Here is a 23,626-nt window from a genome sequence, read left to right as displayed (position 1 = left end):
GCCCCGATCACAGGAGACAGCGGCGTTTGAAGGACATCCTCCATTTCTCGCATGCGAACGGCTTTCCGGCGTCGACTTACCGGACCATCTTCGCCGAGCTGGGCGACCAGTACGAGTTGCGCTACATCGAGCGCATCGGCCACGACCGGCGCTTTCCGGTGACGCGCGACTGGCCGCATCTCGTCGACCAGCTGCTCGACGACATCGGCGGCCGCTACGAGCGGCCGGTCTGGCTGGTCGGTCACTCGCTCGGCGGCTATCTGTCGCTGATGGCGGCGCTCAAGCGGCCGCAGTGGGTGCGCGGCGTCGTGATGCTCGATTCGCCGGTGATCGCCGGCTGGCGCAGCAGCGCGCTGCGCGCGAGCCAGTGGACCGGGCTCGACGAGCGGCTGTCGCCCGCCGCGGCCACGCGCACCCGGCGCACCCACTGGGCGAGCCGCGACGACGCGTGGCGGCATTTCCGCGAAAAGCCCGCGTTCGCGCGCTGGGACGAGCGGATGTTGTCCGATTACATCGACCACGGTATTCCGCAGACCAGCGCCGGCGGTGAGCGGGCGCTCGCATTCGACCGCGAGGTCGAGTACATGATCTACCGCACGCTGCCGCACACGCTCGGCCCGCGGCTCGCGCACGGCGCGCCCGTGCCGATCGGGTTCCTCGCCGGCACGCGCTCGCGCGAGGTCCGCCAGATCGGTCTCGATGCGACGCGGCGGGCGGCGCGCGGCCGGGTCGAATGGCTGGAGGGCAGCCATCTGTTCCCGATGGAACGGCCACTCGAGACCGCCCGTGCGCTGCAGCGGATGCTCAATGCGCTGCGCATCGCGGAGGGCGGCGCGCAGGCGCCGCGGTGCGCGTGAAACGGAGCGGGGACTCACCTCGATAGGGCAGGATCGGGGAGCGAATGCTGAGAGATGAGCGGGCTTTACGGTATAATCCGTTTTTCCCGCGAGCACTCAGCGATGACCAAATATGTTTTCGTCACCGGCGGCGTAGTTTCTTCCCTCGGCAAGGGGATTGCCGCCGCCTCCCTCGCCGCGATTCTCGAATCGCGCGGCCTGAAAGTCACCCTCCTCAAACTCGATCCGTACATCAACGTCGACCCCGGCACGATGAGCCCGTTCCAGCACGGCGAAGTGTTCGTGACGGAAGACGGTGCGGAAACCGACCTCGATCTCGGCCACTATGAGCGCTTCATCAGCACGAAGATGCGCAAGGCCAACAACTTCACCACGGGCCAGATCTACGAATCGGTGATCCGCAAGGAGCGCCGCGGCGACTATCTCGGCAAGACCGTGCAGGTGATCCCGCACATCACCAACGAGATCCAGGCGTTCATCGAGCGCGGCGCGGCGTCCGCGACCTGCGGCGAGCCCGACGTGGCGATCGTCGAGATCGGCGGCACGGTGGGCGATATCGAATCGCTGCCGTTCCTTGAGGCCGCGCGCCAGATGAGCCTGCGCCTCGGCCGCAACAGCGCCTGCTTCGTCCACCTGACGCTCGTGCCGTTCATCGCGACGGCGGGCGAGCTGAAGACGAAGCCGACCCAGCACAGCGTGCAGAAGCTGCGCGAGATCGGTATCTCGCCGCACGTGCTGCTGTGCCGCGCGGACCGCCGCATCCCCGACGACGAATCGAAGAAGATCTCGCTGTTCTCGAACGTGCCGGAAGACGCCGTGATCTCGGTGTGGGACGTCGACAGCATCTACAAGATTCCGCAGATGCTGCACGACCAGGGTCTCGACAAGATCATCTGCGAGGAATTGAAGCTGTCGCCGCAGCCGGCTCAGCTCGAGATGTGGGCGGGGCTCGTCGACAAGCTGCAGAATCCGAAGCACGAAGTCACGATCGGCATGGTCGGCAAGTACGTCGACCTGACGGAGTCGTACAAGTCGCTGATCGAGGCGCTGCGCCATGCGTCGATCCACACCTCGACCAAGGTCAACATCGAGTACATCGATTCCGAGGAACTCGAGACCAACGGCGCGGCGAGCCTCGCGCATCTCGACGCGGTGCTGGTGCCGGGCGGCTTCGGCCGGCGCGGCACGGAAGGCAAGATCGCGGCGATCCGCTATGCGCGCGAAGCGAAGGTGCCGTACCTCGGCATCTGCCTCGGCATGCAGCTCGCGGTGATCGAGTTCGCGCGCGACGTGGTCGGCCTGGCCGGCGCGAACAGCACCGAGTTCGATCCGAACACGCCGTCGCGCGTGGTCGCGCTGATCACCGAGTGGTACGACCGCGACGGCAAGGTCGAGAAGCGCACCGAGGAGTCGGATCTCGGCGGCACGATGCGGCTCGGCTCGCAGCGCTGCCCGATCAAGCCCGGCACGCTCGCGGCGGAGATTTATGGCAACGACGTGAACGAGCGCCATCGCCACCGTTATGAAGTGAATAACCGCCTGGTGCCCCAACTCGAGGCGGGCGGCCTCATCATCAGCGCACGGACCCCGAGCGAGGACCTGCCGGAAATGATGGAGCTGCCGCGTTCGATGCACCCGTGGTTCGTCGGCGTGCAGTTCCACCCGGAATTCACGTCCACGCCGCGTGACGGTCATCCGCTCTTCAAGTCGTTTGTCGAAGCCGCGCTCGCGAACCAGCAGGCGCGGGCCGGAGTGAAAGCATGAAACTGGGCGATTTCGAAGTCGGTCTCGACCGGCCGTTCTTCCTGATCGCCGGCACCTGCGTCGTCGAATCCGAGCAGATGGCGCTCGATACCGCGGGCCGGCTGAAGGAAATCTGCGCGAAGCTGAACGTACCGCTGATCTACAAGTCGTCGTACGACAAGGCGAACCGCAGCTCCGGCACGTCGTTCCGCGGGCTCGGGATGGACGAAGGGCTGCGGATCCTGTCCGAGGTCAAGCGCCAGCTCGGCCTGCCGATCCTGACCGACGTGCACGCGATCGAGGAGATCGAGGCGGTTGCGTCGGTGGTCGACGTCCTGCAGACGCCCGCGTTCCTGTGCCGCCAGACTGATTTCATCCACGCCTGCGCGCGCTCGGGCAAGCCCGTCAACATCAAGAAGGGCCAGTTCCTCGCGCCGCACGACATGAAGAACGTGATCGACAAGGCGCGGGCGGCCGCGCGCGAAGCCGGCCTGTCCGAGGACCGCTTCTTCGCGTGCGAGCGCGGTGCGTCGTTCGGCTACAACAACCTCGTGTCCGACATGCGTTCGCTCGCGATCATGCGCGAGACGGGTGCGCCGGTCGTGTTCGACGCCACCCACTCGGTGCAGCTGCCGGGCGGGCAGGGCACGAGTTCGGGCGGCCAGCGCGAATTCGTGCCGGTGCTCGCGCGCGCGGCGGTCGCGACGGGGGTCGCCGGGCTCTTCATGGAGACTCACCCGAACCCGGCCGAAGCCAAGTCGGACGGCCCGAACGCCGTGCCGCTGCACCGCATGGAAGCGCTGCTCGAGACGCTCGTCACGCTCGATCAGGCCGTGAAGCGCACGCCGTTCCTGGAAAACGATTTCAATTGATGAACTCGGCGGCCGCCCACGCGTCCACAGAGGGCGCGGGCCGCTCGCCGCAGACGTAGAGACAGACAGAATCCATCGTCATCCTCAGAGGAAACCATGAGTGCAATCGTAGATATCATCGGCCGCGAGATTCTGGATTCGCGCGGCAACCCCACGGTCGAGTGCGACGTGCTGCTCGAATCGGGCACGATGGGCCGCGCGGCGGTGCCGTCGGGCGCGTCCACCGGTTCGCGCGAGGCGATCGAACTGCGTGACGGCGAAACCGGCCGTTACGGCGGCAAGGGGGTGCTGAAGGCGGTCGAGCATATCAACACCGAAATCTCCGAGGCGATCATGGGCCTCGACGCGTCGGAGCAGGCGTTCCTCGACAAGACGCTGCTCGAACTGGACGGCACCGACAACAAGTCGCGCCTCGGCGCGAACGCGATGCTCGCGGTGTCGATGGCGGTCGCGAAGGCGGCGGCCGAGGAAGCGGGCCTGCCGCTGTACCGCTACTTCGGCGGCTCGGGCGCGATGCAGCTGCCGGTGCCGATGATGAACATCGTCAACGGCGGCGCGCACGCGAACAACAGCCTGGACATCCAGGAATTCATGATCGTGCCGGTCAGCCAGCCGACCTTCCGTGAAGCGCTGCGTTGCGGCGCGGAAGTGTTCCACGCGCTGAAGAAGATCCTGTCGGATCGCGGCATGAGCACGGCCGTGGGCGACGAGGGCGGCTTCGCGCCGAACTTCGGCAGCAACGACGAGTGCCTGTCGATGATCCTGCAGGCGATCGAGAAGGCCGGCTACCGCGCGGGCGAGGACGTGCTGCTCGCGCTCGATTGCGCGGCGTCCGAGTTCTACCACGACGGCAAGTACCAGCTCGCGGGCGAAGGCCTGCAGCTGTCGTCGGCGGAATTCACCGACTATCTCGCCACGCTCGCCGACAAGTTCCCGATCGTGTCGATCGAGGATGGCATGCACGAAGGCGACTGGGCCGGCTGGAAGCTGCTGACCGAGCGTCTGGGCAAGAAGGTGCAGCTGGTCGGCGACGACCTGTTCGTCACGAACACGCGGATCCTGAAGGAAGGCATCGATCAGGGCATCGCGAACTCGATCCTCATCAAGATCAATCAGATCGGTACGTTGACCGAAACGTTCGCGGCGATCGAGATGGCCAAGCGCGCGGGCTACACGGCGGTGATTTCGCACCGTTCGGGTGAAACCGAGGATTCGACGATCGCCGATATCGCGGTCGGCCTGAACGCGGGGCAGATCAAGACGGGTTCGCTGTCGCGCAGCGACCGCATTTCGAAGTACAACCAACTGCTGCGCATCGAAGAGGATCTCGGCGACATCGCGAGCTATCCGGGCAAGTCGGCGTTCTATAACTTGCGCTAACGCGTTACTATCGGTCCTTGTCATCGATGACGCCGCTCTGTGATCCTCGCAGAGCGGCGATTCTTATATCTGCGGTTCATTCATGCGGCTTGTTACCGTCGTTCTGATCGCCCTGTTGGCGTTGATTCAGTACCCTCTCTGGTGGGGGCACGGCGGTTGGCTGCGGGTACACGAGCTGCGCCAGCAGCTGAGCGACCAGTTGCAGCGCAACGCCGACGAGAAGCTGCGCAACGAGCGGATCGGCGGCGAGGTGCAGGATCTGCAAAACGGCACCGCGGCGATCGAGGAGCGCGCCCGCTACGAGATGGGCATGGTCAAGGACAGCGAGGTGTTCGTGCAGTTCGTCTCGCCGAACGCGCCGGCGCTCGCGGCGAGCGGCGCGCAGATGGCGGCGACGTCGACGCGCGGCGAGGTGTCGGCCGCGCCGGTGCGCGTGGTGCCGAATCCGGAGTCGCGCGCGAAGCCCGACAAGCGGCATGCGAACAAGGCGGCGAAACCCGCGCACCACGACGGCTGATGCTTCGGATCCCATGATAAAAAGCGCGACTTGCGAGTCGCGCTTTTTATTTCCTGCGGCTTGTTAATCGGACGTGCGTTTTTACCACCACCAGCCGGGATAGCTGTAGCCGATGCCGCTGCCCCAGCCGCCCCGGCCGTAATAGCCGCCGTAGTAGGTGACGGGCGGCGGCGTGTAGTAGCTCCAGGCGCGCGCGGCGGCGTCGGCGGTGATGGCCCGGTTCTGCTCGGCGAGCACCTGCCGATCGATCGCGTCGAAACGCTTGCGTTCGTCGGGCGTGAGCGGGTGAGCCGGGCCGGCCGCACCGGGCTGGCCGTCCGGCAGGCGGCTCAGCAGCGTCGACGGCGGCTCGACCGCGCAGCCCGCGAGCGCGAGGGTGACCGCAAGGGGCGCGACGAGCGGCGCGGTGCGGCGGTAAGACGGTTTCATCTTGGCATCTCCAACAACGACGACGATCCGGCGCCGGCCGACGCCCCGGGACGGGGCGCGGCGGACGTCAGTGCCGCTGGTCGGCGGCGGGGGCGACACCCGTGTCGAGCGCGGGCGCCGCGAACAATTGCGCAATGTCGACGGGGTCGAACTCGTAGCGCTGGTTGCAGAATTCGCAGTGGATCTCGACGTGGCCGCGCTCCTCGATCACGCCGTCGACTTCCTCGCGACCGAGCATGCGCAGCATCGAGCCGACCTTGCCGCGCGAGCAGGTGCACTGGAAGCGCGTCGCGGCCGGTTCGAAGTGCTGCACGTTCTCCTGCCAGAACAGACGCCGAAACACCGTCTCGGGTTCCACTTCGAGCAGTTCCTTCGAGGACAGCGTGCCGCCGAGCGTGCAGACCCGTTCCCAGGTATCCACATCGGTTTCGTTCGCGCGTGGCACGATGCCGCCGTCGCCGGGCAGCTTCTGCAGCAGCATGCCGACGGCGCGGTCGCGGTTGGCCGCGAGCCAGAGGCGCGTGTCGAGCTGCTCGGAATGGTGCATGTAATGCTCGAGCACCTGCGCGATCGATTCGAGCGGGCCATGTTCGCCGTTGAGCGGCACGATGCCCTGGTACGGCTGCTGGCCGGGTCGCTTGTCGGCCGGATCGAGCGTGATCACGCAGCGGCCGTGGCCGCTCGCGTTGATCAGCTCGGCGAAGCCCACGTCGTCGCCGATCGTTGCCGCGACCTGGTCCGAGAACTTCGCGGTCGCGCGCATCGACAGATCCGATCCGCACTGCACCACGAGCATCTTGACCGGGCCGTCGCCGAAGATCTGCATGATGAGCATGCCGTCGAACTTCAGGTTCGCGGACAGCAGCGCGCAGGCGGCCATCATCTCGCCGAGCATGGTGCGCACCGGGGCCGGGTAGTCCCGGCGCGTCAGGACTTCCTGCCACGTATTGCTCAGCGAGACGATCTCGCCGCGCACCGGGGCCGCGCTGAACATGAATTTCTGTAACTGGTCGCTCACTCTTTTTCCTCGCTAGTCGGACAGCTCGCGCGGGCAGTCGGCCTAGCCGATCCGCACGAGCTGCTCCTTGAAATACGCACGCCGTTCGGCGTAATTGCGCGTGTTCACATGCAGGCTCGCGATCTCCTCGTCGGACAAGGTGCGCGCGACCCGGGCGGGCGCGCCCAGGATCAGCGAATTGTCCGGGAAGGTCTTGCCTTCCGTGATCACGGCGCCCGCGCCAACCAGACAGTTGCGGCCGATCACCGCGCGATTCAAGACCACCGCCTGAATCCCGATCAGCGAACCCTCGCCGATCGTGCAGCCATGCAGCATCGCCTGGTGGCCGATCGTGACGTTCGGCGCGATCGTCAGCGGGCAGCCGGGGTCGGTGTGCAGCACCGCGCCTTCCTGCACGTTGCTGCCGGCGCCGACCCTGATCGGCTCGTTGTCGCCGCGGATCGTCGCGCCAAACCACACGCTCGCGTTCTCCTCGAGAACGACCTGGCCGATGATCGCCGCGGTATCCGCGACGAAGACGCTTTCATGGATGGTCGGGGCGGTATCGCCGAGCTTGTAGATGGTCACGAAGTCTCCGATTGATCTGGTTGGGCGCCGGTACAATGGCGCCAGGTGCGGCGCGCGCTGGGCGCGCCGGCCTGACCGCCTATTGTAAACGCTTGCGCGCGCAGCTTCCCGGCGCGCCTCGACGTGGATTCCTCATGTCCGTCCCGAATTTATCCTCCGTCCCGGCGCGCGGCCTGCGCGACGCGGCGCTCGCTGCGCTGCGCGAGACCGATCCCACGGCGAAGTGCGCGCAGGTGCGCGCGCTGTGGGCGGATTGTCAGGCGGGCTGCGCGACGCCCGATCCGGCGCGCACGCCGGCCGAGCCGGCCGGCCTGCCCGGGCGGCCGGCGCGGCCCGAGCTGGTCGAGCCGCGCCAGTTGCAGCGACGCAACATGCGCTCGGAAGCGGGGCGCGCCGCGCTGCTGCACGCGCTCGCGCACATCGAGTTCAATGCGATCAATCTGGCGCTCGACGCGGTCTGGCGCTTCGGCGGCATGCCCGAGGCGTTCTACGCCGACTGGCTGAAAGTCGCGGCGGAAGAGGCGCATCACTACACGCTGCTGGTGGCGCGTCTCGCCGAGTTCGGCCACGCGTACGGCGATTTTTCCGCGCACAACGGGCTGTGGGAGATGTGCGAACGCACCGCGGCCGACGTGCTCGCGCGCATGGCGCTCGTGCCGCGCACGCTGGAGGCGCGCGGGCTCGACGCGTCGCCGCCGATCCGCGCGCGGCTCGCGCAGGCCGGAGACATGGCGTCGGCGGCGATCCTCGACGTGATCCTGCGCGACGAGATCGGCCACGTGCGGATCGGCAATCAGTGGTTCCGCCATCTGTGCGCGCAGACGGGGCTCGACCCTCATGTGACCTACCTGCGGCTTGCCGAAACCCACCATGCACCGCGCCTGCGCGGCCCGTTCAACTTCGACGCGCGGCGCGATGCCGGCTTCGACGACGTGGAACTGGCGGCGCTCGCGGCGCAGGACGCCGAGCCGTCCGCGCCCGAGCGCGCCTAGAGCGCGGCCTCGATAGACGGGCGCATCCGCGCGCTGTACAGCCGCACCGCGCCCGATATAATCGAACGACCATTCTTTTTTGGCCCCGGCGATGAATCCCATCCAATCCGCATCCGACTTCGTCACCGTGCGTGGCGTCAAACTGCACGTCCGGCGCTGGGGGCGGCCCGATGCGCCGACGCTCTACATGCTGCATGGCTGGATGGATGTCGCGGCGTCGTTCCAGTTCGTCGTCGACGCGCTCGCGGGCGACTGGCAGGTGCTCGCGCCCGACGCGCGCGGCTTCGGGCTGTCCGACTGGACGGTCGCGGCGAGCGGCGGCGGTCATTACTGGTTCCAGGAATATCTCGCGGATCTCGATGCGCTGATCGACCACTACACGCCGACGGGCGAGGTGAACCTGGTCGGCCACAGCATGGGGGCGAACGTGGTGTGCCTGTATGCGGGCGTGCGGCCCGAGCGGGTGCGGCGGGTGGTCGACCTGGAGGGTTTCGGGCTGCCGCCGGCGCGCGCCGAGCAGGCGCCGAAGCGGCTGCGGCGCTGGCTCGACGATCTGCATGCGCCGCCCGAGTTGCGCGCGTACGCCTCGCTCGACGAGGTTGCCGCGCGCCTCACCAAGACCAATCCGCGCCTTGAGCCGCGCCGCGCGGCCTTCCTGGCCCGGCATTGGGCGACGCTGCGCGACGACGGCCGCTATCACCTGCTGGCGGACCCCGCGCACAAGATGATGGGGCCGATGCTGTATCGCCTCGACGAGGTGATGGCGAGCTGGGCGCAGGTGCGCGCGAAGGTGCTGCACGTCGAGGCGGTGAACTCGCCGACCCTCGCGCAGCTCGCGGGCGAGATCCCGCTGGCGGAGTTCAAGGCGCGCTTCGCCGCGTTCCCGGACTGGCGCGAGAAGTATGTCGACGACGCGGGCCACATGGTCCATCACGACCAGCCCGAGCAGATCGCCGCGCTGATCGAGGCATTCTGCGCGTAAGTCGACGTGCGAGGGGCAGGGGCGGATTGTCGCATTGCAGTAGAATGGCTGGGAACCTTCCATGCCGATGATGAACGCCGATCTCCACTGCCATTCCAATGTTTCCGACGGCCAGCTGTCGCCCGTCGACGTCGCGCGCCGCGCCCATGCGGGCGGCGTCACGCTGTGGTCGCTGACCGACCACGACGAGATCGGCGGACAGCAGGAGGCGCGCGCGACCGCGGAGGCGCTCGGCATGCGTTATCTGAGCGGCGTCGAGATCTCGGTGACCTGGGCGTCGCGCACCGTGCACATCGTCGGCCTCAATCTCGATCCGGCTCACCCGGCGCTCGTCGACGGCCTGTACCGCACCCGGCACGGGCGCGCGGCGCGCGCGGTCGCGATCGGCGAGCAGCTCGAGGCGCTCGGCATTCCCGGCGCGTACGAGGGCGCGCTCAAGTACGTGTCGAATCCCGACCTGATCTCGCGCACGCATTTCGCGCGCTTCCTGGTCGAGCACGGCGTCGCGGCCTCGACGGCCGACGTGTTCGACAGCTTCCTCGGCGACGGCAAGCCCGGCTACGTGCCGCATCGTTGGGCGAAGCTTGCCGACGCGGTGGGCTGGATCCGGCAGGCGGGCGGCGAGGCGATCATCGCGCATCCGGGGCGCTATGCGTTCACGCCGATCGAGTTCGATGCGTTCTTCGCGGAATTCATCGACCTCGGCGGCCGCGCGATCGAAGTGGTGACGGGCAGCCACACGCCCGACCAGTACCGCGAATACGCGGATGTGGCCCGGCGCTTCGGTTTCGAGGCGTCGCGCGGCTCGGATTTCCACGGGCCGGGCGAGGGCCGTGTCGACCTTGGCAGCCTGCCGCCGCTGCCGTCCGATCTCAAACCCGTCTGGGAACGCTGGCTGTAGCGCCGCGCAAGCGGCGCGGCGGCCCCGCCCGATGCGGGGCGGCGCGCTCGCGTACTCATTCTCAACGTCGCCCCCATGTCCCAGTTCTTCAGGATTCATCCGGAAAATCCGCAGCCGCGCCTGATCAAGCAGGCGGTGGAGATCGTCAAGCAGGGCGGCGTGGTTGCGCTGCCGACCGATTCGAGCTATGCGCTCGGCTGCCGCCTCGACGACAAGGACGCGGTCGAGCGCATCCGGCGGATCCGCCAGCTCGACGACAAGCAGCATCTGTCGCTGCTCGTGCGCGATCTGTCCGAGCTGGCCAATTTCGCGATGGTCGACAATCGCCAGTACCGCCTGATCCGCTCGGTCACGCCCGGCCCGTACGTGTTCCTGCTGCAGGCGACCAAGGAAGTGCCGCGCCGGCTGTCGCATCCGTCGCGCAAGACCATCGGGCTGCGCGTGCCGGATCACGCGATCACGCTCGCGCTGCTCGATGCGCTCGGCGAACCGCTGCTCGGCACGACCCTGATCCTGCCGCCCGACGACGAACCGCTCAACGATCCCGACGAGATTCGCATGCAGCTCGAGAAACAGCTGGATCTCGTGATCGACGGCGGCGCGTGTCCGCGCGAACCGTCGACCGTGATCGACCTGACGGGCGACGCGCCGCAGCTCGTGCGCGCGGGGCGCGGCCCGCTCGAACCGTTCGGCCTGACGGCCGACGCGTGATGCCTGACCGAACCGTTCGGTTCTGGTCCGATCCTGCTTGTTACAATAGCGCGCTATGGATGCTTCCCTGATACAAACAATCGCCGTCTACGCACTGCCCGTGATCTTCGCGATCACGCTGCACGAGGCCGCCCACGGCTACGCCGCCCGCCTGCTCGGCGACAACACCGCCTACATGATGGGCCGCGTGTCCTTCAATCCGATGCGCCACATCGATCCGATCGGCACGATCGCGATCCCGCTCGTGCTGTATTTCCTGACGAGCGGCGCGTTCCTGTTCGGTTATGCGAAGCCCGTGCCGGTGTCGTTCGGCAACCTGCGCAATCCGCGCTGGGGCAGCCTGTGGGTGTCGCTCGCGGGCCCCGGCTGCAATTTCGTGCAGGCGCTGCTGTGGGGCTTCGTCAGCATCGGGCTCGCCGGAGCGGGCGTCGACGAACCGTTCTTCACGCGCATGGCCGCGGCGGGCGTCGGCGTGAATCTCGTGCTCGGCGTGCTGAACCTGTTCCCGCTGCCGCCGCTCGACGGCGGCCGGATCCTGACCGCGCTGCTGCCGCCGAAGCAGTCGATCATGCTGTCGCGGATCGAACCGTACGGCTTCTTCATCGTGCTCGCGCTCGTCGCGACCGGCCTGTTGACGAAATTCTGGCTGCGCCCGCTCGTCGGCGTCGGCTACGACGTCGTGACCGCCGTCCTGACCCCATTCGCATCGCTTTTCTAACGACAATCATGTTCCCAGACCGTATCTTTTCCGGCATGCGACCCACCGGGTCGCTCCACCTCGGCCATTACCACGGCGTGCTGAAGAACTGGGTGAAACTGCAGTCCGAGTATCCGTGCTTCTTCTGCGTGGTCGACTGGCATGCGCTGACCACGCACTACGAAACGCCCGAGGTGATCGAGAAGAACGTGTGGGACGTGCTGATCGACTGGCTCGCGTCCGGGATCGATCCGTCGCAGGCGACGCTGTTCATCCAGAGCAAGGTGCCGGAGCACGCCGAGCTGGCGCTGCTGCTCGGCATGAGCACGCCGCTCGGCTGGCTCGAACGGGTGCCGACCTACAAGGAGCAGATGGAGAAGCTCAAGGACAAGGATCTGTCCACCTACGGCTTCCTGGGTTATCCGGTGCTGATGGCGGCCGACATCCTGCTGTACCGCGGTTCGCTCGTGCCGGTCGGCGAGGACCAGGTGCCGCACGTCGAGATGACGCGCGAGATCGCGCGCCGCTTCAACTACCTCTACGGCCGCGAGCCGGGCTTCGAGGAGAAGGCGCTCGAGGCCGCGAAGAAGCTCGGCGGCAAGCGCGCGAAGCTGTATCACGAGCTGCGCAACGCCTACCAGCAGGAGGGCGACGACGAGGCGCTCGAGCAGGCGCGCGCGATGCTGCAGGAGTCGCAGAGCCTGTCGATGAGCGATCGCGAGCGCCTGTTCGGCTATCTCGAAGGCGCGCGCAAGATCATCCTCGTCGAGCCGCAGGCGCTGCTGACCGCGGCGTCGCGCATGCCCGGCCTCGACGGCCAGAAGATGTCGAAGTCGTACGGCAACACGATCGGGCTGCGCGAGGACGCGGAGACGATCAGCAAGAAGGTCCGCACGATGCCGACCGATCCCGCGCGCGTGCGCCGCACCGATCCGGGCGACCCGGACAAGTGCCCGGTGTGGCAGCTGCATCAGGTCTACACCGACGCGACCACCCACGAGTGGGTGCAGAACGGCTGCCGCACGGCGGGCATCGGCTGCCTCGACTGCAAGCAGCCGGTGATCGAAGGCATCCTGCGCGAGCAGCAGCCGATGCTCGAGCGCGCGCAGAAATACATGGACGATCCGTCGCTGCTGCGCGCGATCGTCGCGGACGGCTGCGACAAGGCGCGCAAGCACGCGACCGAGACGATGCGCGACGTGCGCGAGGCCATGGGCCTCTCGTACAACTGAGCATGCAGGCGGCATCCGTGACGATGGCGGGCGGCGCTCCGTCGGGCGGCGCGCCGCCCGCACCCTCCGAGTGGGTGCGCCGCTGGGCGGCGCTCGTGCCGTCGGGCGGCGCGGTGCTCGACGTCGCCGCCGGACACGGCCGGCACGCGGGCTGGTTCGCCGGGCGCGGTCATCCGGTCTGCGCGCTCGAGCGCGATCCGGCGGCGCTGGCGTCGCTCGCGGCGCTGCCGGGGGTCGACGCGCGCGCGGCCGACCTGGAGGGGGCGCCGTGGCCGCTTGCGGCCGATGCGCGCTTCGCTGCCGTGGTGGTCACGAACTACCTGCACCGTCCGCTGCTGCCGCGTCTGATCGACGCACTCGCGCCGGGCGGGGCCTTGTTGTACGAAACCTTCGCACACGGCAACCAAACGCTGGGCAAGCCGTCCAACCCCGCATTCCTGCTCGCGCCCGGCGAATTGCTGGACGCGGTGCGCGGCACGCTGCGCGTGATCGCGTTCGAGGACGGCTTCGTGGCGGCGCCGCGTGCAGCCTTCGTGCAGCGCATCTGCGCGGTGCGCGAACAGGCTTTGCAGGCAGGGGCGGGATTTCCGCGTTACGGACTGGCTGTCTAATCCGCTACAATCGACGTTTACTGGTTCAAATTCATCGCGCTTCATGGCTAACGGCACTCAAGACGGCATTCAAATCCGCGGCAGCATCCCCGCGATCGTCACCCCGATGCACGAAGACGGCAGCCTCGATCTGCCGGCGTTCCGCAAACTGATCGACTGGCATATCGAAGAGGGGACGGATGCCCTCGTCGTGGTCGGCACGAGCGGGGAGTCGGCGACGGTTTCGGTTGACGAACATATCCAGACGATCCAGACCGCGGTCGAGCACGCGGCGAAACGGATCCCGATCATCGCGGGCGCGGGCGGCAATTCGACGGCGGAAGCGATCGAGCTGTCGAAGCAGGCGAAGGCGGTCGGCGCCGACGCGACGCTTCAGGTGGTGCCGTACTACAACAAGCCCACCCAGGAAGGCATGTACCGCCATTTCCGCACGATCGCCGAGGCGGTCGACCTGCCGGTGATCCTGTACAACGTGCCGGGCCGCACGGTCGCGGACATGTCGAACGAGACGATCCTGCGTCTCGCCGAGGTGCCGGGCATCGTCGGCGTGAAGGAGGCGACCGGCAACATCGATCGCGCCGTGCAACTGATCAAGGGCGCGCCCGCGCATTTCGCGATCTACAGCGGCGACGATCCGACCGCGATCGCGCTGATGCTGCTGGGCGGCCACGGCAATATCTCGGTGACGGCGAACGTCGCGCCGCGCGCGATGAGCGCGCTGTGCCGTGCCGCGCTGGCGGGCGATGTCGCGACGGCGCGCGAGATCCACATGAAACTGCTGTCGCTGCACAAGCACCTGTTCATCGAGGCGAATCCGATTCCGGTGAAATGGGCCCTGCAGCAGATGGGTCGGATCGAGGGCGGTATCCGCCTGCCGCTGACGCCGCTCGACGAACGCTGCCACGACGCCGTGCGCGGCGCGTTACGCGAAGCCGGCATCCCGAGTTGAGCCGGACGCGGCCGCCCCATCGGGCGGCCGCATTGGTATTGCACCGCTTTTTTCGACACTGACCCGGCATACCAGCCCGGCGTCGCCCATGACATGCGTTCTAGCAAGACGAAGGACTTCATGAAACATTTCGCCTTTTCCCCGCGCGCCCTCCAGGTTGCGATCGTCGCGTTCGCGCTGGGCGCGCTCGCCGGCTGTGACACGCTGAACGACTATCTCGCGCCCGACCGGGTCAACTACAAGTCGACCGGCGCGGCGCCGCCGCTCGCGGTGCCGCAGGATCTGAGCGCGGTGCCGCTCACGCCCGCGTATGTCGCGCCGCCGACCAATTCGGGCCTCGGCTCGGCGCCGACGCGCCAGGTGACGCCGGCCGGCAACGCGACGGAAGGGCAGCCGAGCGCGCGCGATCCGTACGGCATGCACGTCGAGCGCGACGGCGACCATCGCTGGCTCGTGGTCGACGGCCGCACGCCGGAGCAGCTGTGGCCGCAGCTCAAGGAATTCTGGCAGGACAACGGCTTCTCGCTGAAGACCGATGCGCCCGCCACCGGCATCATGGCGACCGACTGGGCGGAAAACCGCGCGAACATTCCGGATGACTGGTTCCGCCGCTCGATCGGCCGCGTGATCGATTTCGTCTACTCGTCGGGCACGCGCGACCGCTTCCGCACGCTCGTCACGCGCACCGCGGACGGCAACACCGACATCTCGATCACGCACAGCGCGATGGAGGAAATGATGACGGGGCCGCAGGGCGGCACCTCGTCGCGTTGGGAGGAGCGTCCGCGCAATCCGGTGCTGGAAGCCGTGTTCCTCGCGAAGCTGATGGAGAAGTTCGGGCTGACCGACGCGCAGGCGAAGCAACTGCTGACGGAAGCGCGTCCGGCGACGGCGCCCGCGACGGTGGTGGATTCCGGCGCGACCCTCGACCTGTCGGAGTCGTTCGATCGCGCCTGGCTGCGCGTCGGCCTCGCGCTCGACCGCACCAACTTCACGGTCGACAATCGCGATCGCGAAAAGGGCATCTACTACGTGCGCTACGCCAACTCGATGGAAGAGCTGAAGCGCGACGGCCTGTTCGGCAAGCTGTTCTACGGCGGCCCGACGGCCGCGAAGCCGGGCAAGGAGTTCCTCGTCAACGTGCGTCCGCAGGGCGATGCGAAGACGCAGATCGCGGTGGTCGACGCGAACGGCCAGGTCGACAACTCCTCCGATGCGCAGCGCATCATCTCGCTGCTGCACGCGCAGTTGAACTGAGGTGCGCTTCGCGAGCCTGGGAAGCGGCAGCGAAGGGAACGCGCTGGTCGTCGAGGCCTCCGACGGCGTCACGACCACGCGCGTCCTGCTCGACTGCGGTTTTTCGGGGAAAGAGATCGAGCGCCGGCTTGCGCGCCTCGATCTGCGCGTCGACCAGCTCGACGCGATCCTGATCACTCACGAACACAGCGACCACATCGGCAGTGCGCTGACGCTCGCGCGCCGCGCGGCGCTGCCGCTCTACATGAGCTGGGGCACCGCGCGCGCCGTGGGCGCCGATGCGGCCGACATCGATCTCCACGTGTTGTGGGGCGACGAGGCGGCGCCGCTCGGCGATCTGTGCCTGCATCCCTACACCGTTCCCCACGATGCGCGTGAACCGCTCCAGTTCGTGTTTTCGGACGGCGCGCATCGGCTTGGCGTGCTGACCGACGTCGGCACGGCGACGCCGCATATTTGCGCGACGCTGGGCGGCTGCGACGGCCTCGTGCTCGAATCCAATCATGATGTCGCCATGCTGGCGGGCAGCCGCTATCCGGCCTCGCTGAAGGCCCGGATCGGGGGCAATCACGGCCACCTGAGCAACGAGGCGGCGGCGGAGATTCTCGCGTCGCTCGATCGCACGCGCCTGCAGCATGTGGTCGCCGCTCACCTGAGTCAGCAGAACAACCTGCCGGAGCTGGCGCAGGCGGGGCTCGCGGGGGCGCTGGGCGGGCAGCCCGACGACGTGCGGGTGGCGTCGCAGAGCGACGGATTTGATTGGCTCTGCTTGCGTTAGGCTTTCAGTGGCGATGCGTGGCGCGTTTTTCGCGCCCATAAAAAAACCGGCCCGAAGGCCGGTTTTTTTCAGCTGATGCTGACCCTGCGACTTACTGGCTTGCGCCCGAAGCCGGAGCGGCCGTCGCTGCCGAAGCAGCCGACGCCACTGCAGCAGCTGCATCGCTTGCAGCAGCCGACACGCTCGAAGCAGCGTCCGTCGCTGCAGCAGCAGCCGTCGAAGCAGCCGAAGCAGCAGCAGCCGAAGCGTCGCTAGCAGCCGAAGCAGCTTGATCAGCGCTCTTGTTGCACGCAGCCAGTGCAACAGCAGCCAACAGGGAAGCTACGAGGAGGGATTTCTTCATGATCACGTCCTTTTATGGTTAAAGGTAAGCAACAGCGCGAAACAATACCGGTAATGTGCTCCAACACCGACCTGGGCCGCTGGTGGAGATGCACTTTCAAGAGCGTGAATCTTCCCTACGGCTTGGGCGGAAATTATATGCACTTTCCTATCGACCGTCGACAAATCCGGGGTCAATACGTTGTCTTTCCCATACAAATTCCGCTTTGCATGGGCTGACGAATCAGCAACTTTACTCCAGCTTGCCGACCCGTATCCAGCCCGCACGATACCATTCGTGCAGCAAGGCTGTCATTGCAGGGTCGCCAGATAGTGTTACAAAGCGTTTCGCCCCCATCTGGCGAGTATTGGCCACCTCCGGCAGCCATTTTGAGGCCGTTTGAAGCGGGTTTTCCTCGCCGTTGATGAAGTACGAGCGCGCGTTATACAACAACGCGGTCCTTCTGTCGAGTCGTAAGCCTTCGCGGGCCGCCCGGGCCGCGAAGGCGGCCTCGCCGAGCACGCGGGCGGGGGGCTCGAAAACGACGTTCGGTTTGGGTTCGCTCAGATAACAACCGAGGAATTCACCAATGTCGCGATCGCTCCATTTGATGCTGGAGAGCATGGCCGTCACGCGCTCGACCATCGCGGGCGGCAGTTGCGCGGGCGTGTCCACGGCCGGCTGGCCCGGATCGCGGTACGCCGCGTCGGCGCGCGCGCCCGTGCGCACGCCGCCGCGCTCCGCCAGATGATAGAGGAACTGCGCGCCCAGCTCGCCCGCGGACGGCGCGCGGAAGCCGATCGAGCAGGTCATGCATTCGCCCTCGGCGAGGCCGTCATGGGCGATGTGGGGCGGCAGGTACAACATGTCGCCCGGTTCCAGCACCCATTCGTCGGTCGGTTCGAAGTGTTCGAGGATCTTGAGCGGCACGCCCGTCTGCAGCGACAGGTCGGTTTGCGCGCCGATGCGCCAGCGGCGCTTGCCGTGAACCTGCAGCAGGAACACGTCGTACGAGTCGAAGTGCGGCCCGACGCCGCCGCCGTCCGTGGCGTACGAGATCATCAGGTCGTCGAGGCGCGCGTCGGGGATGAAGCGGAAGCGTTCGAGCAGCGCGCGCGCATTGTCGTCGTGCAGGTCGAGCCCCTGGATCAGCAGCGTCCACGCGCGGCGCGTGACGCTCGGCAACTGCTCGGCCTCGAACGGGCCGTGCTCGAGTTGCCAGCGGTTGCGAAAGTGCGTGATGAGGCGCGCTTCCGCATCGTAGTCGCCGGCCAGTTCGAACAACGCGTCGCGCGACAGCGGCGCCGTGACGTCGGGTATTGCCTGACGGATGAGCAAGGGCTTTTTCTGCCAGTATCGGCGCATGAATTGCGCGGGCGTCAGGCCGCCGAGCAGCGGCGTCGGCGCGTCGGGCCGCGGTGCGCCGACACTTGCGCGCGCACGGCCGGACGGTTCGACTTGGGACCGTTTGGGCATCGTATAATGAGATTTGTAATTGGGAGAATTGGATGAAAATCGCAAAAAACACTGTGGTCTCGGTCACGTACAAGCTGTCGGACGCACAGGGCAACCTTATCGAGGAAAGTGACGAGCCGATGGTGTATCTGCACGGCGGCTATGATGGCACGTTCCCCAAGATCGAGGAACAGCTCGACGGGCATGAGCCGGGCTTCGAGACGCAGATCCAGCTCGAACCGCAGGATGCCTTCGGCGATTACGATCCGGAACTGGTGAAGATCGAGCCGCGCGAGCGTTTCCCGGAGCCGCTCGAAGTCGGCATGCAGTTCGAAGGCACGCCGGAAGACGGCGACGAGGAAGTGGATTCGCTGATCTACACGGTGACGGACGTCGCGGAAGACAAGGTCGTGCTCGACGGCAACCATCCGCTCGCCGGCATGGCGCTGCGTTTCGCGTTGACGGTCAAGGACGTGCGCGAAGCGACCGAGGATGAGATCGAACACGAGCACGCGCATGGCGCGGAAGGCCTCGAGATCGTCGACGAGGATGAAGACGACGAGTCGAACGATCGCGACTCAGGGCGTACCTTGCATTGAGCCCGGCGCCGTCGCGCCCGACTGCGGTTCGGGCGCGCGGTAGTCGGGATGTTCATGCGCGGGCGGCATGGCGTCGCTCGCGCCCGGATCGGGCAGATCCGGCAGCGCGGGGATTTCCGGCATCGGCGGCAACGGCGTCTCGTCGCGCGGTGCGGCGGGCAGCGCGGGCGGTTGAGGCAGCGACTTCGGCACGGCCCGCACGCCGACGCTGAACATCGGTTGGCGCCCGGGATTGACGTCGATCCGCAACCACTGCGTGAGACGTTGGTGCGACGCCACCGCGATACGCGTCAGGTTCGTCACCAGTTCCCCCTTGTCGTCACGCAACGGACGATCGATCCGGAACCCGTCGGCGAGCGGCTCGCCGCTTGCATGCACGATCAGCACCGGCCGGCGGAAAGTCGCCGCGGCCTTCACCAGCGCTCGCTTCAACTCACGGAAACCGTCGCGGTTGCGCGGCCGGTTGAAGCGCAGCCAGGCAAAGCGGTCCGCGCGCTCGTAGCGCTCGAACTGCGGATCCCCTTCCATGAAGATCACGAGCGCGCGCGCGTCGCGGCGCTTCGCGTATTCGGCCGCGTGGTCGATCCAGAACCCGTTGGCGATCACCCGGTCCTCGAATTCGCCGTTGCGTCCGCCCGCGATCAGATAGCGGTTGTTCGGCGCGGGTGCGTTGAGGCCGACGTACACCGTATCGCCCTGCACCCAGCGGACATTCTCGCGGTACGGCCGGAAGCGGGGCACTTCGCTCTCGCGCGTCAGCGGCAGCGGGGTCTGGCCGAGCGTGGCGGGATCGGAGAACAGATCCTGGCGCAGGAAATCGAGCCGCTCGACCGGATCGTAGCCGCCCAGCGCCGCTGCGCCGCACGCGGCCCAGTCGGCCTGCCCGGGCACGAACACGAGCGGGATGCGCGATGCGTTGAAGAGCGCGAGACGCTGCTCGTACAGCGCATCGCGGCAGGCTTCGCGCGCACCCTTCAGGTTGCCGTCGTAGACGATGAACGACACCGAGCGGTCGCGCCCGATCGCGTCCAGCAGGCGTTGCGCGGGCGCTTCGTCGGTGGGCGTGTCGAACACGCTCGTCAGCACCGCGAACGCATAGGCGCTGCCGCGCGCCTCCGGCGCGGCAGCCGCCGGGCCGGTCAGCATGGCGGACAGCGCGAGCGCGAGCAACGGCGGGCGCCAGGAGGCGCCGCGCCGCCGCGCGGGATGCTCAACGTTGCGCATCCGCTCCATCCGCGCGGGCCAGCGCGTGCAGCTCGTACAGCAGATCGAGTGCGTCGCGCGGCTTCAGATCGTCGGGATCGAGCGCGAGCAGGCGGGTGAGCGCCGGATGCGCGGGCGCGTCGCAGGATGGCGTGGGCGTGTCGTCCGCGTCCTCGAACACGGCGGGCGCGGTGAACAGGTCGAGTTGCGGTGTGGCGTGGCCCGCGGACTGCTGTTCGAGGTAGGCCAGGTGCTTGCGCGCCGCGCGGATCACGGGCGTGGGCACGCCCGCCAATTGCGCGACCTGCAGGCCGTAGCTCTGGTTCGCCGGGCCATCGTTGACCGCGTGCAGGAATACGATGCCGTGGCCGTGCTCGACGGCCGACAGGTGCACGTTCGCGGCATGCGGGAATTCCGACGGCAACTGGGTCAGCTCGAAGTAGTGGGTGGCGAACAGCGTGTAGCACGCGTTGTGCGACAACAGGTGGCGCGCGATCGCCCAGGCGAGCGCGAGGCCGTCGAAGGTCGACGTGCCGCGGCCGATCTCGTCCATCAGCACGAGGCTGTGCGGGGTCGCGTCGTTGAGGATCGCGGCGGCCTCGGTCATCTCGACCATGAAGGTCGAGCGGCCGCCCGCGAGATCGTCGGCTGCGCCGATCCGCGTGAAGATGCGGTCGATCGGGCCGAAGCGCGCGGCGCGGGCCGGCACGTAGCTGCCGACATAGGCCATCAGCGCGATCAGCGCGGTCTGGCGCATGAAGGTGGACTTACCGCCCATGTTCGGGCCGGTGATCAGCAGCAGCTTGCGCTCCGGGTTCAGGCGGCAGTCGTTCGCGATGAACTGCTCGACCTGCGCCTCGACGACCGGATGGCGGCCTTGCTCGATCTCGATGCCGATCTCGTCGGAGAAGGCCGGCGCGACCCAGTCGAGCGCGCGCGCGCGTTCGGCGAACGCGCCGAGCACGTCGAGTTCCGCCAGCGCGGCCGCGACCCGCTGGCACGATTCGATGAACGGCAGCAGCGCCTGCAGCACCGCGTCGTACAGCGCGCGCTCGCGCGACAGCGCGCGTTCCTGCGCGGACAGCGCCTTGTCCTCGAAGGTCTTCAGCTCGGGCGTGATGTAGCGCTCGGCGTTCTTCAGCGTCTGGCGGCGTCGGTAATCGTCCGGCACCTTGTCGGTCTGGCCGCGCGTGACCTCGATGTAGAAGCCATGCACCTTGTTGTACTCGACGCGCAGATTGCCGATGCCGGTGCGGGTGCGCTCGCGCGTCTCGAGGTCGATCAGGAACTGGCCGCAGTTTTCGGAGATGTCGCGCAGCTCGTCGAGGTCGGCATCGTAGCCGCGCGCGATCACGCCGCCGTCGCGCACCATCGCGGCCGGCTCCTCGGCGATCGCGCTTTGCAGCAGGTGCAGGCACTCCGCGGGCGGTTCGAGCGCCGCTTCGAGACGGGCGAGCGCGGCGGCGTTCGGCGCGATCGCCGCGACGCGCGCGCGCAGTGTGGGCAGCGCGGCGAAGGTGTCGCGCAGGCTCGACAGGTCGCGCGGCCGCGCGGACAGCAGCGCGAGCCGGCCGGTGATGCGTTCGACGTCGGCGATCTGCCGCAGCGCGCTGCGCAGGCCGTCGAGGCCGTCGTGCGCGGGGGCGTCGAGCAGCGCGCCGATCGCCTGCTGGCGGTGTTGCGCGGCGACCGACGCGCGCGGCGGGTGATGGAGCCAGTGGCGCAGCAGGCGGCTGCCCATCGTGGTGCAGCAGGCGTCGAGCAGGGAGAACAGCGTGGGCGATTCGGTGCCGCGCAGGGTCTCCGTGAGTTCGAGATTGCGCCGCGTGGCCGGATCGAGCCCGATGTACTCGGATTCGTTCTCGACTTTCAGGCTGCGCACGTGGCGCAATTGCTGGCCCTGCGTGGCCGCCGCGTAGAGCAGCAGCGCGCCGGCCGCGCCGCAGGCGCTCGTCAGCGAATGCGCGCCGAAGCCTTCGAGGCTCGCGACGTCGAGCTGGTCGCACAGGCGCTGGGTGCCCGAGGCGATGTCGAAGTGCCAGGCCGGCACGCGCCGGACCGCGCCGATGCCGGGCGGCAGCGCCTGCGCGTCGGCCTCGGCGGCGAGCACTTCCGCGGGGCGGATGCGTTCGAGCGCCGCGCCGAGCTGCTCGGGCGGCAGCTCGGCGAGGCGCAGCGCGCCGCTCGCGAGATTGAGCCAGGCGAGGCCGAGGGTGGACGGCACGCCGCGCTTGTTGTGGCCGACGCTGAGCGCGAGCAGGAAGACGTCGGTCTTGTCGGACAGCAGCGCGGCGTCGGTCAGCGTGCCGGGCGTGACGACGCGCACGACCTTGCGTTCGACCGGCCCCTTCGAGGTGGCCGGATCGCCGATCTGTTCGCAGATCGCGGCGGACTCGCCGAACTTGACGAGCTTCGCGAGGTATTGCTCGACCGCGTGGTGCGGCACGCCCGCCATCTTGATCGGCGTGCCGGCCGAGGCGCCGCGCTGCGTGAGCGTCAGGTCGAGCAGGCGGGAGGCTTTTTCCGCGTCTTCGAAGAACAGTTCGTAGAAGTCGCCCATCCGGTAGAAGACGAGCGTATCGGGATGATCGGCCTTGATGCGGAGATACTGCTGCATCATCGGCGTATGGTTCTCCAGGTCGCGCAGCGCGCGCGACGCCGCGTTGGGGGCGTCGTTGGAGCCCGGCGCGGGCGCGGTCGGGTCCATTTGCGGTTCTGCACTAACGGGCGTGTTTTCCATCAACTGTGAATTCGGTGCGTGGGATCCCGGGGCGCAGGCCGTGGCGGCGCGCGGGGGGATCCGCTGGTGAGCGGAAGGCTTGGGTAACAGGCGCTAGTTTACATGGGTGGAGACGGTGGGGTGAGGTCGTCCGTGCGGCTAACGATCGTGACGGCGGCGTGGGGGGCTTGCAGGCGGGCAGAGGCGGCGTGTCTCCGGGCGGCCGGAGGGCGGGTTGAGGCGTTTAGTCACGACAGTCTACGTGCTTTCGAGCATGCCCTGCGCCAGATGAGCCATGTGGTTCGGCCGTCAGGCGATCGCGTGCAGGCAGCCAGCGTTCAAATGCAGGTAGGGTGAACAAGGGCGCGGGGTCGGCGGCATGGCGTGGCGCAGAGGGGCGCCGAATGCATGCGGATGCCTGCGCGCCTGATCGGTCAAGGCGCGTGTGCTCATCCGCCGCGCTGCGCGTGGTTTTTTCTGCAGAGTTAGGTCGATGGAGCGCCGCGTCCGACGACGACAGCGCTGTCGATTGAGGCGAACTTGAACACCGCGCGGGCAGGTGAAGTGTGTCGAACCTTGAATTCACACGCTCGTATCGGGGGCGCTCATCCCGCCCGGTGAGCCGGATTTCGACCCGGCTCGCCATTCCGACATGCCCGGGGTAGTCTATCGGCGGCGGCCGGGATCAATGCGCGCGCCTCCCGGAGTGGATGCCGTGTGAGCGCGATCCGCAGATGCGGCATCCAGTCCACTCCGGGCATCACTTCGGATGGCTGTTCGTCGGCGCTTGCCCGCGGCGCCGACGCACCCACGCGACGCCATGATTCGCGCGGGC

Annotated in this window: 23 protein-coding genes and 1 pseudogene; 17 read left to right on the top strand and 7 right to left on the bottom strand. The window is 67.7% G+C overall.

The window, feature by feature from the left end; translation table 11 throughout:
• The first annotated feature begins 26 nt into the window (after window positions 1-26).
• From Bsp3421_RS23435 to ftsB, 5 genes are all read left to right on the top strand, one after another.
• Complete coding sequence (locus Bsp3421_RS23435) at window positions 27-857, top strand: alpha/beta fold hydrolase (protein ID WP_274003844.1); 831 nt, start codon at window positions 27-29, stop codon at window positions 855-857.
• 102 nt (window positions 858-959) lie between these two features.
• Window positions 960-2,621 carry a CTP synthase gene (locus tag Bsp3421_RS23430; protein WP_274003843.1) on the top strand — a complete coding sequence of 554 codons (1,662 nt, stop codon included), beginning with the start codon at window positions 960-962 and terminating at the stop codon, window positions 2,619-2,621.
• Window positions 2,618-3,472, top strand: a complete 855-nt coding sequence (gene kdsA / locus Bsp3421_RS23425; protein ID WP_274003842.1) for a 3-deoxy-8-phosphooctulonate synthase — start codon at window positions 2,618-2,620, stop codon at window positions 3,470-3,472. Before Bsp3421_RS23430 ends, kdsA begins: the two co-directional genes overlap by 4 nt.
• A 96-nt stretch (window positions 3,473-3,568) precedes the next feature.
• Window positions 3,569-4,852, top strand: a complete 1,284-nt coding sequence (gene eno / locus Bsp3421_RS23420; protein WP_274003841.1) for a phosphopyruvate hydratase — start codon at window positions 3,569-3,571, stop codon at window positions 4,850-4,852.
• A gap of 82 nt (window positions 4,853-4,934) precedes the next feature.
• Window positions 4,935-5,369: a cell division protein FtsB gene (ftsB, locus tag Bsp3421_RS23415; protein ID WP_274003840.1), complete on the top strand. Its 435-nt coding sequence runs from the start codon at window positions 4,935-4,937 to the stop codon at window positions 5,367-5,369.
• An 81-nt stretch (window positions 5,370-5,450) separates the two neighbouring features.
• On the opposite strand, the gene Bsp3421_RS23410 is transcribed toward ftsB, so the two are convergent.
• From Bsp3421_RS23410 to Bsp3421_RS23400, 3 genes are all read right to left on the bottom strand, one after another.
• Window positions 5,451-5,798 carry a hypothetical protein gene (locus tag Bsp3421_RS23410; protein ID WP_274003839.1) on the bottom strand — a complete coding sequence of 116 codons (348 nt, stop codon included), beginning with the start codon at window positions 5,796-5,798 and terminating at the stop codon, window positions 5,451-5,453.
• A gap of 67 nt (window positions 5,799-5,865) precedes the next feature.
• A complete protein-coding gene (hslO, locus tag Bsp3421_RS23405) occupies window positions 5,866-6,816 on the bottom strand; it encodes an Hsp33 family molecular chaperone HslO (RefSeq protein WP_274003838.1) in 951 nt (316 codons plus the stop codon).
• 42 nt (window positions 6,817-6,858) lie between these two features.
• Window positions 6,859-7,383: a gamma carbonic anhydrase family protein gene (locus tag Bsp3421_RS23400; RefSeq protein WP_274003837.1), complete on the bottom strand. Its 525-nt coding sequence runs from the start codon at window positions 7,381-7,383 to the stop codon at window positions 6,859-6,861.
• Between the two features lie 134 nt (window positions 7,384-7,517).
• Between Bsp3421_RS23400 and Bsp3421_RS23395 the strand changes: the two genes are divergently transcribed.
• The 11 genes from Bsp3421_RS23395 (at window position 7,518) to Bsp3421_RS23345 (ending at window position 16,748) form a co-directional block, all read left to right on the top strand.
• Window positions 7,518-8,375 carry a ferritin-like domain-containing protein gene (locus tag Bsp3421_RS23395; protein WP_274003836.1) on the top strand — a complete coding sequence of 286 codons (858 nt, stop codon included), beginning with the start codon at window positions 7,518-7,520 and terminating at the stop codon, window positions 8,373-8,375.
• Window positions 8,376-8,466: 91 nt separating this feature from the next.
• A complete protein-coding gene (locus tag Bsp3421_RS23390) occupies window positions 8,467-9,357 on the top strand; it encodes an alpha/beta fold hydrolase (RefSeq protein WP_274003835.1) in 891 nt (296 codons plus the stop codon).
• 70 nt (window positions 9,358-9,427) lie between these two features.
• Window positions 9,428-10,258 (top strand): 3',5'-nucleoside bisphosphate phosphatase, encoded by an 831-nt coding sequence (locus Bsp3421_RS23385; protein WP_274004329.1) that lies wholly within the window; start codon window positions 9,428-9,430, stop codon window positions 10,256-10,258.
• Window positions 10,259-10,333: 75 nt separating this feature from the next.
• Entirely contained in the window at window positions 10,334-10,969 is a 636-nt protein-coding gene (locus tag Bsp3421_RS23380; protein WP_274003834.1) for an L-threonylcarbamoyladenylate synthase, read from the top strand.
• Window positions 10,970-11,024: 55 nt separating this feature from the next.
• On the top strand, window positions 11,025-11,687 hold the full coding sequence (locus Bsp3421_RS23375; RefSeq protein WP_274003833.1) for a site-2 protease family protein: 663 nt from the start codon (window positions 11,025-11,027) through the stop codon (window positions 11,685-11,687).
• Window positions 11,688-11,695: 8 nt separating this feature from the next.
• Window positions 11,696-12,898, top strand: coding sequence for a tryptophan--tRNA ligase (locus Bsp3421_RS23370; protein ID WP_252985484.1), 1,203 nt, complete (start codon window positions 11,696-11,698; stop codon window positions 12,896-12,898).
• 2 nt (window positions 12,899-12,900) lie between these two features.
• On the top strand, window positions 12,901-13,509 hold the full coding sequence (locus Bsp3421_RS23365) for a class I SAM-dependent methyltransferase (RefSeq protein WP_274003832.1): 609 nt from the start codon (window positions 12,901-12,903) through the stop codon (window positions 13,507-13,509).
• A 43-nt stretch (window positions 13,510-13,552) separates the two neighbouring features.
• Window positions 13,553-14,458 (top strand): 4-hydroxy-tetrahydrodipicolinate synthase, encoded by a 906-nt coding sequence (gene dapA / locus Bsp3421_RS23360; RefSeq protein WP_274003831.1) that lies wholly within the window; start codon window positions 13,553-13,555, stop codon window positions 14,456-14,458.
• A 120-nt stretch (window positions 14,459-14,578) separates the two neighbouring features.
• Window positions 14,579-15,715 (top strand): outer membrane protein assembly factor BamC, encoded by a 1,137-nt coding sequence (gene bamC, locus Bsp3421_RS23355; RefSeq protein ID WP_274003830.1) that lies wholly within the window; start codon window positions 14,579-14,581, stop codon window positions 15,713-15,715.
• Window position 15,716: 1 nt separating this feature from the next.
• Window positions 15,717-16,493 (top strand): MBL fold metallo-hydrolase, encoded by a 777-nt coding sequence (locus tag Bsp3421_RS23350; RefSeq protein ID WP_274003829.1) that lies wholly within the window; start codon window positions 15,717-15,719, stop codon window positions 16,491-16,493.
• A gap of 75 nt (window positions 16,494-16,568) precedes the next feature.
• Window positions 16,569-16,748: a hypothetical protein gene (locus tag Bsp3421_RS23345; protein ID WP_252985495.1), complete on the top strand. Its 180-nt coding sequence runs from the start codon at window positions 16,569-16,571 to the stop codon at window positions 16,746-16,748.
• 17 nt (window positions 16,749-16,765) lie between these two features.
• Here the strand turns inward: Bsp3421_RS23345 and Bsp3421_RS34095 are convergent.
• Both Bsp3421_RS34095 and Bsp3421_RS23340 read right to left on the bottom strand, forming a co-directional pair.
• Window positions 16,766-17,012 (bottom strand): annotated as a pseudogene (locus Bsp3421_RS34095) (hypothetical protein).
• Window positions 17,013-17,067: 55 nt separating this feature from the next.
• Window positions 17,068-18,291: a cupin domain-containing protein gene (locus Bsp3421_RS23340; RefSeq protein ID WP_274003828.1), complete on the bottom strand. Its 1,224-nt coding sequence runs from the start codon at window positions 18,289-18,291 to the stop codon at window positions 17,068-17,070.
• 32 nt (window positions 18,292-18,323) lie between these two features.
• On the opposite strand from Bsp3421_RS23340, the gene Bsp3421_RS23335 reads away from it, so the two are divergent.
• Window positions 18,324-18,869, top strand: coding sequence for an FKBP-type peptidyl-prolyl cis-trans isomerase (locus tag Bsp3421_RS23335; RefSeq protein ID WP_274003827.1), 546 nt, complete (start codon window positions 18,324-18,326; stop codon window positions 18,867-18,869).
• Here Bsp3421_RS23335 and Bsp3421_RS23330 read toward each other — a convergent pair.
• Both Bsp3421_RS23330 and mutS read right to left on the bottom strand, forming a co-directional pair.
• Window positions 18,849-20,093: a hypothetical protein gene (locus tag Bsp3421_RS23330; protein WP_274003826.1), complete on the bottom strand. Its 1,245-nt coding sequence runs from the start codon at window positions 20,091-20,093 to the stop codon at window positions 18,849-18,851. The genes Bsp3421_RS23335 and Bsp3421_RS23330 overlap by 21 nt on opposite strands.
• A complete protein-coding gene (gene mutS / locus Bsp3421_RS23325; RefSeq protein ID WP_274003825.1) occupies window positions 20,080-22,779 on the bottom strand; it encodes a DNA mismatch repair protein MutS in 2,700 nt (899 codons plus the stop codon). Before mutS ends, Bsp3421_RS23330 begins: the two co-directional genes overlap by 14 nt.
• Between the last annotated feature and the right edge of the window lie 847 nt (window positions 22,780-23,626).

The sequence above is a fragment of the Burkholderia sp. FERM BP-3421 genome, assembly GCF_028657905.1.
Classification (GTDB): domain Bacteria; phylum Pseudomonadota; class Gammaproteobacteria; order Burkholderiales; family Burkholderiaceae; genus Burkholderia.
This window is presented reverse-complemented; position numbering and strand designations above follow the sequence as displayed.